The sequence below is a fragment of the Paenibacillus sp. Pae15 genome, from assembly GCF_024519685.1.
GTDB lineage: Bacteria > Bacillota > Bacilli > Paenibacillales > NBRC-103111 > Paenibacillus_G > Paenibacillus_G naphthalenovorans.
Genome location: NZ_JALJRM010000013.1, coordinates 90,983 through 103,936, shown reverse-complemented (window position 1 = coordinate 103,936; position 12,954 = coordinate 90,983). Strand labels below are relative to the sequence as shown.

General features: G+C 49.2%; 15 protein-coding genes. 3 read left to right on the top strand and 12 right to left on the bottom strand.

The genetic code is table 11. The features are described from left to right. Positions 1–6: 6 nt before the first annotated feature. Positions 7–1,077, bottom strand: a complete 1,071-nt coding sequence (locus NR121_RS13085; protein ID WP_062406407.1) for an LLM class flavin-dependent oxidoreductase — start codon at positions 1,075–1,077, stop codon at positions 7–9. 185 nt (positions 1,078–1,262) lie between these two features. Continuing rightward, entirely contained in the window at positions 1,263–2,633 is a 1,371-nt protein-coding gene (locus tag NR121_RS13080; protein ID WP_256831305.1) for an MFS transporter, read from the bottom strand. A gap of 333 nt (positions 2,634–2,966) precedes the next feature. Between NR121_RS13080 and NR121_RS13075 the strand changes: the two genes are divergently transcribed. From NR121_RS13075 to NR121_RS13065, 3 genes are read left to right on the top strand one after another with little or no spacing between them, the layout of a single operon-like run. Beyond that, positions 2,967–3,908, top strand: a complete 942-nt coding sequence (locus NR121_RS13075; RefSeq protein ID WP_054817648.1) for a fumarylacetoacetate hydrolase family protein — start codon at positions 2,967–2,969, stop codon at positions 3,906–3,908. Positions 3,909–3,912: 4 nt separating this feature from the next. Continuing rightward, positions 3,913–4,410 carry a DinB family protein gene (locus NR121_RS13070; protein WP_054817602.1) on the top strand — a complete coding sequence of 166 codons (498 nt, stop codon included), beginning with the start codon at positions 3,913–3,915 and terminating at the stop codon, positions 4,408–4,410. A gap of 10 nt (positions 4,411–4,420) precedes the next feature. Next, positions 4,421–5,539, top strand: coding sequence for a cupin domain-containing protein (locus NR121_RS13065; protein WP_062406402.1), 1,119 nt, complete (start codon positions 4,421–4,423; stop codon positions 5,537–5,539). Between the two features lie 91 nt (positions 5,540–5,630). Here NR121_RS13065 and NR121_RS13060 read toward each other — a convergent pair whose 3' ends face one another. From NR121_RS13060 to NR121_RS13015, 10 genes are all read right to left on the bottom strand, one after another. Next, positions 5,631–6,197, bottom strand: coding sequence for a hypothetical protein (locus NR121_RS13060; protein ID WP_256831304.1), 567 nt, complete (start codon positions 6,195–6,197; stop codon positions 5,631–5,633). Continuing rightward, complete coding sequence (locus NR121_RS13055; protein ID WP_054817600.1) at positions 6,194–6,385, bottom strand: hypothetical protein; 192 nt, start codon at positions 6,383–6,385, stop codon at positions 6,194–6,196. Before NR121_RS13055 ends, NR121_RS13060 begins: the two co-directional genes overlap by 4 nt. Before the next feature lie 21 nt (positions 6,386–6,406). Next, positions 6,407–7,585 carry a D-alanine--D-alanine ligase family protein gene (locus NR121_RS13050; RefSeq protein ID WP_256831303.1) on the bottom strand — a complete coding sequence of 393 codons (1,179 nt, stop codon included), beginning with the start codon at positions 7,583–7,585 and terminating at the stop codon, positions 6,407–6,409. Positions 7,586–7,598: 13 nt separating this feature from the next. Next, positions 7,599–9,179, bottom strand: a complete 1,581-nt coding sequence (locus tag NR121_RS13045; protein WP_054817599.1) for a UDP-N-acetylmuramoyl-tripeptide--D-alanyl-D-alanine ligase — start codon at positions 9,177–9,179, stop codon at positions 7,599–7,601. Then, positions 9,172–9,951 carry an alpha/beta fold hydrolase gene (locus NR121_RS13040; RefSeq protein ID WP_235594226.1) on the bottom strand — a complete coding sequence of 260 codons (780 nt, stop codon included), beginning with the start codon at positions 9,949–9,951 and terminating at the stop codon, positions 9,172–9,174. Before NR121_RS13040 ends, NR121_RS13045 begins: the two co-directional genes overlap by 8 nt. A gap of 243 nt (positions 9,952–10,194) precedes the next feature. Further along, positions 10,195–10,329, bottom strand: a complete 135-nt coding sequence (locus tag NR121_RS13035) for a hypothetical protein (protein WP_256380579.1) — start codon at positions 10,327–10,329, stop codon at positions 10,195–10,197. A 208-nt stretch (positions 10,330–10,537) separates the two neighbouring features. After that, on the bottom strand, positions 10,538–11,494 hold the full coding sequence (locus tag NR121_RS13030) for a formylglycine-generating enzyme family protein (protein WP_054817597.1): 957 nt from the start codon (positions 11,492–11,494) through the stop codon (positions 10,538–10,540). A 31-nt stretch (positions 11,495–11,525) separates the two neighbouring features. Next, positions 11,526–11,714: a hypothetical protein gene (locus NR121_RS13025; protein ID WP_054817596.1), complete on the bottom strand. Its 189-nt coding sequence runs from the start codon at positions 11,712–11,714 to the stop codon at positions 11,526–11,528. 17 nt (positions 11,715–11,731) lie between these two features. Beyond that, positions 11,732–11,866: a hypothetical protein gene (locus tag NR121_RS13020; RefSeq protein WP_256831302.1), complete on the bottom strand. Its 135-nt coding sequence runs from the start codon at positions 11,864–11,866 to the stop codon at positions 11,732–11,734. Between the two features lie 394 nt (positions 11,867–12,260). Further along, positions 12,261–12,950: a CAP domain-containing protein gene (locus NR121_RS13015; RefSeq protein WP_054817594.1), complete on the bottom strand. Its 690-nt coding sequence runs from the start codon at positions 12,948–12,950 to the stop codon at positions 12,261–12,263. Positions 12,951–12,954: the final 4 nt, after the last annotated feature.

The window sequence follows — 12,954 nt, the reverse complement described above, 5'->3', positions numbered from 1 at the left end:
TCCGTTTTAAGCATTCACGACATTTTGATTAAAATGAGGCAGCACATGCTTGGCAAAGCGTTCCATAGACTTCATGGTATCTTCATGCGACAGGCCGCCGAAGTCAAAGTACAGGATGACTTCCTCCAGACCCGCCGCTTCGCATTTCTTCAGACACTCGGTTACATATTCCGGATCCCCTACAATAATGCTCTTGTCGCTCAAATCGTCGGTCTTCATCTTTTTCAGCTTCTCTACGATATCCACAAAATAACGGATATGAGGAGGCGCCGTCGTCGGATCGGACGGGAAGGCCGGTACCAGACCGGTGAAGTATTTTAGCATACGCTGTTTCGTCTTCTCCGTCTCTTCCTTCGTTTCGGTCACATTAATGAAATACGAACAGCGGGCGCCTTTGCCTTTAAAACCGTGCTTTTCGGAGAGCTCCTTAAAGGATGAAACCGCTCCTTCCAGACTTCCGAACACCATATTGGCGGCAAATGGGGCAAAGATCACATTCTCTCCCATCTCGGCCGCTTTCTCCAAAGAAGGACGGCTGAATGCCGCTACATAGATCGGAGGATGCGGATCCTGCACCGGTCTTGGCGTCAGCTCCACTTCAGGGAACGAATAGAACTTCCCTTGATAAGAAAACGCTTTCTCTGTCCACGCTTTTTTAATGATATCCAGCCCTTCAAAGAAGATTTCCCGGCTTTGGTTGAAATCGGCGCCGAATACATCGTATTCACGCTTGTCGTATCCTCTTCCTGCAGAGAAAATCGCTCTGCCGTTGCTCAAGAGATCCAGCAATGCATATTCCTCAGCCATACGAATCGGATGGCTCGCCGGCAAAAGCACCGTTGCAGGAGCCAAGGTAATTTTTTTGGTTCTTGCCGCGATGTTGGCCAAGAACAAGGATGGTGAAGGCAGAACTCCCAGCACACTAAAGTGATGCTCCGGAACCCAAACGGAATCGAATCCGAGCTCCTCCGCGTATACGCATTGCTCGGCCAAATCCCTGATCATCTGGTTCGCATCTTTCCTTGTGCTGCCGTACTCAATCGGGTTGTCAGTCAAAGTAAAATAACCAAGTTTCATGATTAGTACCTCCCGTTGTTCACGATTAGTGAATAATATTTATTTATTGTTTACGCTTTTTATATTACCAACAGATTTTTCATTTGTAAATACTATTTATCTTAAATTTGTTCAAAATCGTATTAAAATGGTCAAAAATAGCCGAAATCATCAATAAACCACTGATTTTCGGCTATTATCCATTTTTATTTAGCTATAGCGTCAATACTCTTCGATTGCGGACTGACTTGTTCTTCCGCTACTGCCGTGCTGCGCATGTCGGCATATTTTTCCTGAACAAACCAGATGGCCAAAGCGGCAATCAGTCCGGGCACAGCAAAGGCTATGAAATTTTGCATTAACGGCAGATCCAGCGACAGCAAAATCCCTCCCATCATCGGGCCGACAATGGCGCCTAACCGGCCTATCCCTAATGCCCAACCGATACCGGTGGATCTCATATGAACCGGATAATATTGAGAAACATAAGCATTGGCAATAATTTGTGTCCCGATCGTAGCTGCACCGGCGATAGCCACCAGAACAAACAATACGACCATGTTGGCTTTAAAGCCGAGCAATGTTAATGAAACCGCTGCCAGCAAATAAAACGCGATCAATACTTTCTTTGAACCCCAACGATCGGCCGCCCATCCTCCGAATATCGCGCCAAAGATGGCTCCGAAATTTAAGACAAACAAGAACATGAGGCTTGACCCCAACGGGTAATCCGCTTTATCCATCAGTTTAGGCAGCCATGTATTCAATCCGTAAATCATCAGCAAGCACATGAAAAACGAAATCCAGAACATGATTGTGCTTAAACTACGGCGATTCTCGAACAGCGTGATAACCGGCATCCCTGTTTTTTTCGGGATAACCATTTCATATTTGTCGTCCTTTTGCGGAGTAAACTCCGGATTGATTTTAGACAAGATTTCACCAAGCTTTTCCGTCTGATTTTTGGCCAGCAAAAAGCTGGGGGAATCAGGCAGCGTCTTAACCATAAACGGCAGGGCAAATAACGGGAGAGCTCCGACAAAGAAAACGGCTTCCCAGCCGAACCGGGAAATTAATAGAATACCCAGACCTGCAGAAAGCATCCCCCCGACGGAATAACCGCTAAACATAATCGAAACGAGCGTACTCTTCAGCTTTTTGGGTGAATATTCCGTCATTAATGCAACCGTATTGGGCATCACCCCGCCCAGGCCTAAGCCGGCTATAAATCGATAGATCCCGAATTCTGCGGGGGTCTTGGCCCATCCGATGATCCCCGTAAAGATGCTAAAGAGTGCAATACAGAACAAAATGACATTTTTACGGCCGATCCTATCCGCCAGAGGACCAAAAATTAAAGCCCCTAACAGCATCCCGAACAAAGCATAGCTTCCCAGCGAACCGGCTTGAATAGGGGTCAACCCCCAGGCTTGCATTAAAACAGGAACAACCGAACCATATACGACAAGGTCATATCCGTCAAAAACAATGATGAAACCGCACCAAAACAAAACAAGACCATGAAAGCGGTTAAATTTTGATTCATCAATCATCCGATTAATATCGATTGAACGCAATGTATTCTCCCCCTCTACTCACAAGCTAAAATTCAGTACAGGATGGCTTTCTCCAGACCCGCCGCTTCGCCAGTCCTCGGCAGTCTGTCACAGTAAAATAACCGAATTCATGATTTGCACCTCCTATTGTTCACTATTGGTAAATCAAGTTCAATATTATTTATTCGATCACTGTTAATATACCTAAAATCATTTTTTTTGTAAATGCTTTCTTCGGAAAGTTTCACATTTTTTAATTTGTCTTTACAACAAGGAAGCACTTTTGATATATTCACATTGTACGATATTAATAAATAATATTTACTAATTGTGAACAAAAAGGAGAGATGGATGGTGCGTTTAGTCCATTATCGCATTCATGGAGAAAGTCGAATCGGATGTATTGAAGACGGCAAAGTGATTGATTTAAATACCGCTTATGAACTCATGCTGCAAGCCAATGGCTCTATTCGGGCAAAACAAATTGCCGAAGCATTTATTCCGGCCAATATGGTGGAATTTCTTCAGGGCGGAGATGAAAGCCTTTCCTTGGCGAAGAAAGCGGTTCAATTCATTCTCCAATCCCCGGGGCCGTTCGAACGAAACGTCATATATGAATACTCCGACGTTAAAATTGAAGCTCCCGTTTTAAATCCGGGAAAAATCGTTTGTGTCGGCCATAACTACCGGGAGCATATTTTAGAAATGGGCCGAGAGCTTCCTCCATACCCTGTTGTCTTTGCCAAATTCAGCAACACCATCATTGGTCCCCAGGACGATATTCCTTTCTTTCCGGTCTCGGAACAGCTGGATTATGAGGCGGAATTCGCCTTTGTTATCGGTAAACGCGCCAGAAACGTCTCCCGGGACAACGCTTTAAATTATGTTGCCGGTTATACCGTGGCTAACGATGTTACCTACCGGGATATTCAAAGAAGAACACTTCAATGGCTGCAGGGAAAAACAGTGGAAGGAAGCCTGCCGCTGGGTCCCTGGTTGATCACAGCCGATGAATTGGGCGATCCTTCAGGGCTTGAGGTGGTCTTGACCGTCAATGGCGAAGAGCGCCAGCGTTCGAATACCGCCAACCTGGTATTTACCGTCCCCTATTTGGTGGAGTTTTTGTCGAATCTGATGACGCTTGAGCCCGGCGATCTCATCCTTACCGGCACTCCGGGCGGTGTCGGAGTGGCGCGTGATCCCCAAGTCTTCCTCAAAGACGGTGATGTGGTGCGCGTTGAAATCGACCGCATCGGCGTCCTCGAAAACCGGGTAAAAAAAGTACAGGAGGGATAAACTCATGAGCGAATTGCAGGACCGGATCCAGTCTATTCACCGATCCATCGATCAAATCGTGGAGATTACCCAAGACCTCGACGAAGAAATTCTCCGCTTTAAACCTGCGGATGACGCATGGTCGGTTATGGAGATTCTCTGTCATGTGGAAGAAGCCACCCCTTATTGGCTGAATGAGCTGACGCAGGTCATTGCATCTCCCGGCATCGAATGGGGACGAGGCTTGCAGCATGAAGGAAGGTTAAACGCGGTCGCTCAAGCCGGACAGCGAACAAAGGACGAAGTATTGAAGGGCATTATCGCTTTGAAATCAAAAGTACGGGATGTGCTCGGTCCGCTGACGGCCGAAGATTTAACTGTCGAATCCCCGAGCCGAAACCCGAGATTCGGAACCAAGCCGATGACGTTCATTGTAGATCACCTGCTGGTCGAACACGTGGAAACGCATTTAAAACAAATCAAAAGAAATCTGCGGCAGTACGAAGACGCAAAAGGAAAGTGAGGGTCAAAGTATGGCAGAAAAAAACGAATTTTTTCAAAGTGAAACCGTCCAAAACTTTAACAAAGAAATTGAAAAATATTACCTTGGGCCGCTGTGGAATGCGATACCCGATTTAATGCATAAACAGCCTGCGCCTCATGCGCAAGCCTATCTTTGGAAATGGGAAACGCTTTATAAGAAATTGATGGAAGCCAAAGATATTTTCACGCCGGACCGCGGCGGTGAACGCCGGGCAATTTATTTGCAAAATCCCGGCCTGACCAACCGCCAGCCTTGGGGATGGGCTTCAACGACACAGACGCTTTATGCCGCTGTCCAACTTATTCTTCCCGGGGAAACGGCCCCTTCCCATCGGCATACGCAAAGTGCGCTTCGGTTCATTATTGAGGGCCAAGGCGCTTATTCCATCGTGCAGGGCGAACGGATTTTCATGGAGGAAGGAGACTTCCTGACCACGCCCCAAACGTTATGGCACGGGCACTCCCATCCTGGCGATAAGCCGATGATCTGGATGGATTGTCTGGATATCCCAACAATCTATGCCCTTGGAGGCACCTTCTTCGAATCTTATCCGGAGAAAATCGAACAGCCCTCCGTACCGGATAACTATAGCGCGATGCGGTACGCAGGCGGAATGGTCCGCCCGATTTCCGACCGCAGCTCCAAAATCGCACCTTTGGGCTCGTTCAAATGGGCGCAAACGCTTGCCGCTCTGCATGGACTGAGCCGGTTCGAGCCTGACCCGTTTGACGGGTATGCCGTCGAATATATCAATCCATCCAATGGATTAACGGCAAACCCGACGATTGCCGCCTGGATGCAAAAGCTGCCCAACGGTTTCCGCTCTAAGGCTCATCGCCATACCCATTCAACCATCTATCAGGTATTTAAAGGAGCCGGCTATACCGTGATCAACGGGGAACAGTTCCATTGGTCCAAAGGTGATTTCTTCGTCGTACCGAATTGGGCTTGGCACGAGCACGTCGTTACCTCTTCCGAAGACGCCTACCTTTTCTCCTGCAGCGATCTTCCGATTATGGAAAAATTCAATCTCGAAAGAGAAGAGGCATACGAAGAGAACCAAGGTCATCAGCAAATTGTCAAAGAATTTGTTCCATTGCTTCCTTGATACGTAAACCCGCAGGGTGTTCCGAGAGTCAAGCGACTCAGGCACCCTGGTTTATTGTTAACCCGTAAAAATTCAATCCCCCGCGTTTATTTCAACACATACCAAAAAAGCCGACCAGCTTTATCGCTAATCGGCTCCCGCTTGTAGGAAGCACCCATTCATTTAACTCGATCCTGATCATATCGTTCGGTAAATTCGTAATCACTTCATCGTGATCGAAGAAAGGTATGGCGGTCACCTTCACGTTCTGCAGCTGATTGGAGTAAAGAATGTCCACACCGTAGGTTGGCTCCGATAAAATAACGCTGAATTGTTTCTTCCCGGCCAGCTGCGGCATACGGAAGCCGAGCTTGATTTTGTTGTATTCGTCAGGGTTTTGGGTGATCTCTTCGGAAGCAGCGAAGCCAAGAACGAGGCCGTTGGCCTCATCATGCCTGGCGTAAAGACACTGCAGTCGAACACCGTCAATTTCGAGATGAAACTGCAAATCCTTCTCGGCAAAAGCTTTTAACTGCTCCTCGCTGTACCCCTTCACCGACTCAAGCGGTTCCTGATCCAACCATAGATTTTCTCGAAAAATGATGCTTTCATTCCGGAAAAAGGTTTCAAGCTTTTGCTCGTTATAGCTAAATCCGACGATCAGCTCCCGGTTTATCAAATTGCACCCTGCCGTACATAAGCCCCATCGATCGCTGTGGGAATGTTCATGGCGTAATAGTACGGACGAACGATCATTCGATGGGTTAATCGGTTCAAGGAGACCAGTTGTTCATGATTTTCTTCAATCGGTATCCTCTGCCACCCGTCGACCCCCGGGCCAGCAGGTATTGGAGAAAGGTCCTTCATGAAGGCATCCTCCTTAAAGCGCTATTTTTTAGTGCCCAGCTTGCCGCCGCCTTTGCCCTGCAGCGCCAACAGATTGGTGTCGTAAGAGAAGGTGAGCTGCGCCCGTTCCCGGCTCCGCTTGAGTGCGAGCTGGATCAGGTCGTCCGTCAGCTGCTCGAAATCCTTCCCTTTGGGCTGCCACAGGTAAAAGGAGAGCGAGCCCGGAATGGTGTTGATTTCATTAATATACACGCTGTTGGTGTTCTGATCGATCAAAAAATCGATCCGTGACACACCGCTGCAGCCCAGCTCCAGGAAGGTTTGCTTCGCCAGCTCCTGCACCCGGCGTGTGGTTTCCTCCCCGATCTCCGCCGGGATAATCCGGCTCGTACCGCCCATTCCTTTGGCGGCCTGGTTCATATATTTATCCTGGTAGCTCAGGATTTCGTCCGATTTCAGCACTTCTTCACACTCGGAAGCTTCCACATGCTCATAGTCGCCGATGACCGAACAGTTGACTTCCTTCAAATTGGTGACCATTTTCTCCACAATAATTCTGGGAGAATAGGATGCCGCTGACTCTATCGCTTCGACCAGTTCTTCCCTGTCGTCCGCTTTCTGTATGCCGACACTGGACCCCAGGTTTGCCGGTTTTACGATCACGGGATAACCCAGCCTTTGCTCTACCAGCTCCACACACTCCTGCTGCGCGTCAAACCAACGTTTGCTGTAAAACCACACGTAATCGATCACCGGCAGACCGGCGCCGCGGACGATCGTCTTCATCATGATTTTGTCCATACCGACCGCAGAGGAGAGCACATCGCAGCCGACATAAGGGATCTTGTTCAAATCGAGCCAGCCCTGCAAGGACCCGTCCTCTCCATAGGTCCCGTGCGTGACCGGAAAGGCGACATGAATTTCATCGATGATTTTTTTGCGGAACAGCCCGGATGCGGCGTTGATCAGAAGATGTTTTCCTTCCTGATTCGTATGTAAAATTACCTGCTCGCTCTTTTTCAAGAGCTCCGGAAGCTGCTTGTAATTGTCGATATCCATCAGCCCTTCTCCGGTATACCAGTACCCTTGCTTATCGATATAAATCGGTACAGGCTCGTATTTATCCCGGTTCAACGCGTGAATAGCCTGCAGAGCGGAGATAATGGACACCTCATGCTCTACCGACATGCCTCCGAACAAAACCCCTACTTTTACTTTCATTGCGAGTCCCCCATCATTCATTATAATTATCGGGCAGGTCATTCTCGAGCAGCACAATGCTTCCCTGTTCGGCTACAAGATGCATTTGCCTGAGCGCATCCTGAAGATCCCTGGCGATATACAGCCGCTCCTGCGGGTAGCCTGCTTCACGCAAGCCGTCCTGAATCGGCTTGGTTTGTTTCTGCCCGACCAGTATAATATAATCGCAGGCTCCCGCCGCATGAATGCCAAACTTGCGGTTAAGCTCATATTCCTGCTCCCCGAGCTCGATCATCCCCGGGGTAATCAGGATCCGTTTGCCCGGCATCTGGGCCAATACATCCAGAGCCGCTTTGGAACCGACCGGATTGGAATTGAAGCTGTCGTCCAGTATCGTGATTTTGTCGGATAATTTCTTGAGCTCCAGTCTGTGTTTTACCGGCTTGATCCGCTTCACGAGCAGCGCCAGTTTTTCCTCGGGAACCCCAAGCTCAAGGCTGACGGCCATGCTCAGAAGAAGGTTATAGATATTATGCTCGCCAAGCAGGCTCGTCTCACAGGCAAGAACCGATCCGTCCGGCTTCACGAGCTCGAACGCTGCGCCTTTGCCGGTGTATTGTATATTTTGGGCACGATAATCGACATCCTGCCGGTGAATTCCGATACTTACTTTTCTTGCCGCAATATTCCCGCGGTAGGATGCGATATTCTCGTCATCCATGTTCATAAACAGGATGCCGTCCGGCGGAAGGCTCTCTCCAAGCTCGAATTTGGTCCGCTGCACATTCTCCAGTGTCTTGAACGTCTCCAGATGCTGGGGCCCGACGGCGGTCAGAATGCCGATCTTGGGACTGACCAGTTCGCACAGCTCGCGGATATCGCCGGTTTGCTTGGCCCCCATCTCGGTAATGAAAAACCGGTGCGTAGGACGCAGCATCGACCGGATCGTCTTGGTTACGCCCATCGGCGTATTGTAGCTTTCCGGCGTCACCAGCACCTCGTACACTTGACTGAGCAGTGTATTCAGAAAATGCTTCACGCTTGTTTTGCCATACGAACCGGTAATGCCGATCACCGTCAAATGCTTCATCTGCCGCACAATCTGCGCGGCATCGTTCAAATAGTAGCGGTTGATCCGGTTTTCGACAGGCAGGTTCATCATATTGGCCAACAACACCACCATGTCGGACAGCAGCGCGACGGCGAACAATAAGATGAACGGTGCAAGGCTGTCTCCGGCGGATGCAAAGGTTAGGGAAACCGCCAAAGCCGCCGCTACCAGAACGCCAATCGTCACAAGCAGCCGCTTGACCCTGGCCGTATAGACCAGCTTCTTTTTCTCCTGTTTCCTGGGCCGCAGCCATATCAACATCGCATATAGCAGCGTCCAAAGAATTAAACCAAGCACCGGCGCTTGGAACAGCAGGGCGGCAAAAGACAATAACGGAAGCCACTCTCTTAAGGACAGCCGTTCCTTCACGTGGCCTTTAAACCAGCCCATAAACCGCTCATTGCGGTAAGAATTCAATTGAAGCATATGTACGCCGTTTAGAAGACGCAGGACAGCATGCCCCAGCCATAACAGCGACGCTAACGCAAGAACAAGCTCAAACATGGCTGCCTCCCTTATCCTTCGCCAAAAAATGGTCTACGATGACGATGAACTCGCGGCCTTTTTCCAAATAGCAAAAATGACCGGCGTTCTTCAGCACGACCAGACCGGCATCCGGTATCATTTGTTCCATCAATTTTCCGTCCGCAACAGGGGTAGCCGTATCGTTCTCGCCCCAGATCAATAAGGTCGATGCCTTGATATGAGGAAGATGGTGCCGCAGATCCTCGTTGACGACTTTGGTCAGCGTCTGCTGCATTACGCCTGATGCATTCTTATAGTCGCTGGAGCCGAATTTGGCTCGCATCCGGTTCAATATGCGCTCCGAATACCGGTTTAGGCCCGGGAGCTTGAGCAATTGTTTGGCCGTTTTGAACGAATATACCTTTACATAATAATTCAGGCTGCGTTTCGGCTTGATTCCCGCGCTTCCGGTCAATATCATTTTCCTTACAGGATTCGCAGCGGCATATCGAATTGAGACCCTTCCGCCGAAGGAATGGCCGATCAGTATCGGATTATCGATCCCCATCGACTGTATGAATGAAGCGAGCAGATTCGTATATTCAGTAACCCCCCACGGCTCGGGAGGAGTATCGCTTTCTCCGAAGCCGGGAAAATCGAATGCATACACTTTAAAATGCCGGGATAAATGCTGCTGAATCGCATGAAAGGTTTGCAGATTGGTTCCCCAACCGTGCAGCATCACCACCTCATGCCCTGTGCCGACAACGGAATAATGGATGTCAAGCCCATTTATGTTTACTTTAGTCAACTCCATCAGCATCCTTATGTCTCAATGTCTCAAATAAAATAATCATAACACTCTCCGATATTTGTTATCAAGCCTCGCATGGCATCCGTGCAACTTTGAAACGCTTGAAAGATAAAGCATTCCGTATTGTATATGCGCAGACAAACTTGGCTTATGTCAGGTATACGAAAGAATCCCGTGCTTTACGTTTCCCCGTAAACGCCGAAAAAGAGCCGCAATGGCTCTTTTTCACAAGAATGGCTTTCATTTTTTGAAAAACTGCATCGAGCCGAACGCCTCCGTCAGCCGTTTCCACTGCGCATCGGTCTTGACGGCGTCGTTAATCCGGATCGTCACGGTATAAATCTTTCCGTTCTTTTCAAACACGTATTCGTTCAAGGTGTACGGAACATAAATTTGTTCAGTCCGTTATCGTGCTCGCTTTCGTAGCCGCTGAACCACAATTCGGGTGCTTCATCATCCATTTCCCCCTACCATTCATTTCCACGTCCACTAAAATCTATCATATCCTCTAATGATCATCAACAGTAATTTAAAAGGCTGCCGTGGGGAGACCACGACAGCCTGGTTCGTTCTTTGTTCCCTATCAGGCATCGGCAGCACAGCGAAAACCGATATTGCCCGTGGAACTATCCGGTGTATTTTTACTGCGCGCAGCGACTCTGTACCGGTTACAATACGATTTGTGGCACAAATAGGAACCTCCGCGCAGCACTTTTTCCTGACCCGTCGCCGGACCAAGCGGGTTAACAAGCGGGTCTGCCGTATGATTCGCAGCAAACCAATCCGAGCACCATTCCCATACGTTCCCGGAAACATTATATAATCCGTAACCGTTGGGTTTAAACGCATGGACAGGCGCGGTTCCCGCATACCCGTCGCTGCAGTTGTTTTTATCCGGAAACTTGCCCTGCCAAATATTGCAGCGATGCTCCCCATCCGGTTTGAGGACATCTCCCCACGGATAACGTTTTTGCACAAGACCTCCTCTTGCCGCGTACTCCCATTCCGCTTCGGTCGGCAGCCGTTTGCCGGCCCATTGGCAGTAGGCATTCGCATCATTCCAGGAAACATGGATCACCGGATGGTCCATGCGGTCATCAATGTGAGAATCCGGACCTTCCGGATGCTTCCAGCATGCGCCGTTCACAACCCACCACCAGGGGGTCTGCTGAACCGCTTGCGTCACACCTTTCGCCGTTTCGGCGGAAACGAACAAATGAAACACAAAGGACCAGCCAAAAACCTCCGCTTCCGTGCGATAACCGGTAGCATCGACAAATGCTTTAAATTCTGCATTGCTCACCGCGTAAGGATCGATATAAAAAGAATCCAGTCTAACCGAACGAACGGGGCCTTCGCCATCTTGGGCAAACCCTTCCTGATCCGCGGTTCCCATTAAAAATTCACCGCCGGGCAAATAAATCATGCCTTCTTTAGGATCTTTGGCCGAGCGTTTGCCCTGCAAGGGCAAAGAATGAGAATCCGGCTGGCCCGAAACCTCTCTGCCGGCCGTGCAGCAGCACGGTTTTTTTCCATTCATTTCAATCCTCCTCCACCGTTCAACGGAGGTCTTATCCCTTCGGACGGCCATGACCGAATTCCGCAGGATGTCTCCGTTTTAGCTCTGTAATCGCATGACCGCGTCCTGTCTGTTCCAACCACTGCGCATACTTCGGCAAAAATCCTTTGGCATGATAAGGTCCTCCCTCTTTCATCACCGTCCAGAGCAGATCTGTATCGAAAGGCATCGTCTCCATCATGTGGTCATGCCACTCATTTAAATAATATACCGCATCTCGGCAAACTTGGCGATGCTCCGCAGCCAGATTCGTTTGCTCATAAGGATCGCTGTCGAGATCGAATAGCATCTCTTGATCGAATAAATGGTACCCGTCATGATACGTTCGGACATAGAGCCATGACCCGAAACGAACGCTTCTTTGGCAGACGTGCGCACATTGCGAAACGACCAGATAGTCGCGTCCCGCCTCCTGACCCTTCAGCAGGGAGGCTGCAATCCACGCCGGCAGAGGATCGCCGGCAAACGGATTGCCGAAATCTTCCGGGCATTGTGCTCAATCCAATTCAGTACGGCAGGCGTCACTTCCTCGGCCGATTCCATTCCGCATTTGCCGGTATTATGGATTTCATTGAAGCCTGCATTAAAACGTCCAGGACGAATGCCGTTCCGCGAAAGGACTGACCAATACCGTCTTTAATCCGGCAGAAGCTATGTCGCATTAAAATATCATGGCAAACAAAAGGACTGCTGAGACATTCTCAACAGCCTGTTCTTCTAGTCCGAATTAATTTTTGATAAACATCTGTACCCACACGCCATTATAATAAGCCACTCCGATTTTGTTGAAGTTCGGGCTCATAATGTTTTGACGGTGTCCCGGACTGTTCATCCATGAATCCATTACCTCTTGCGGTGTTCTTTGCCCTTTGGCAATATTTTCACCCGCGTAGGTATAACGGATGCCATAAGAGCGCATCATATCAAAAGGAGACCCATAGGTAGGAGAATTATGGTCAAAATAGCCTTTTTCATACATGTCCTTTGCCTTGTCTAAAGCCACCTTCGTCAATGCACTGTCGCTGGCAAGCGGGCTTAAACCGGCTTTGGCACGTTCCTGGTTCACCAAATTTACCACTTGGCTGGCATAAGAAGACTGTGTCGTGCTGTCTGTTCCTGTTCCCTGCTGCGATCCGTTACCCGAACCGTAACCCGAGCCTGTACCGTAACCCGAACCTATACCCGTTGACTTACCGGGAATATTAAGCACAATTCCTGGCCATATTAGATTTGGGTTAACCAATTGCGGATTCACCGTAATAAGCGATTTCAGGCTGATACCGTATTTCTGGGAGATCGCCCACAGGGTATCGTTGCTTGATACCGTGTGCGACGGAGCAGCTGAAACCGCGCCGGCGCCAATGATCGGGCCAAGTGCCAAAACACCTGTCAAAACCAACTTCTTAAAACCTTTCACTGCA

Excerpts from the sequence above, each read along its gene's own strand:
- NR121_RS13050 (WP_256831303.1), bottom strand. The coding sequence starts at position 7,585 with ATGAAAGTAAAAGTAGGGGTTTTGTTCGGAGGCATGTCGGTAGAGCAT.
- NR121_RS13065 (WP_062406402.1), top strand. The coding sequence starts at position 4,421 with ATGGCAGAAAAAAACGAATTTTTTCAAAGTGAAACCGTCCAAAACTTT.
- NR121_RS13030 (WP_054817597.1), bottom strand. The coding sequence starts at position 11,494 with ATGAATGGAAAAAAACCGTGCTGCTGCACGGCCGGCAGAGAGGTTTCG.
- NR121_RS13070 (WP_054817602.1), top strand. The coding sequence starts at position 3,913 with ATGAGCGAATTGCAGGACCGGATCCAGTCTATTCACCGATCCATCGAT.
- NR121_RS13055 (WP_054817600.1), bottom strand. The coding sequence starts at position 6,385 with ATGAAGGACCTTTCTCCAATACCTGCTGGCCCGGGGGTCGACGGGTGG.
- NR121_RS13025 (WP_054817596.1), bottom strand. The coding sequence starts at position 11,714 with ATGATGGAGACGATGCCTTTCGATACAGATCTGCTCTGGACGGTGATG.
- NR121_RS13045 (WP_054817599.1), bottom strand. The coding sequence starts at position 9,179 with ATGTTTGAGCTTGTTCTTGCGTTAGCGTCGCTGTTATGGCTGGGGCAT.
- NR121_RS13085 (WP_062406407.1), bottom strand. The coding sequence starts at position 1,077 with ATGAAACTTGGTTATTTTACTTTGACTGACAACCCGATTGAGTACGGC.
- NR121_RS13020 (WP_256831302.1), bottom strand. The coding sequence starts at position 11,866 with ATGTCCGAACGTATCATGACGGGTACCATTTATTCGATCAAGAGATGC.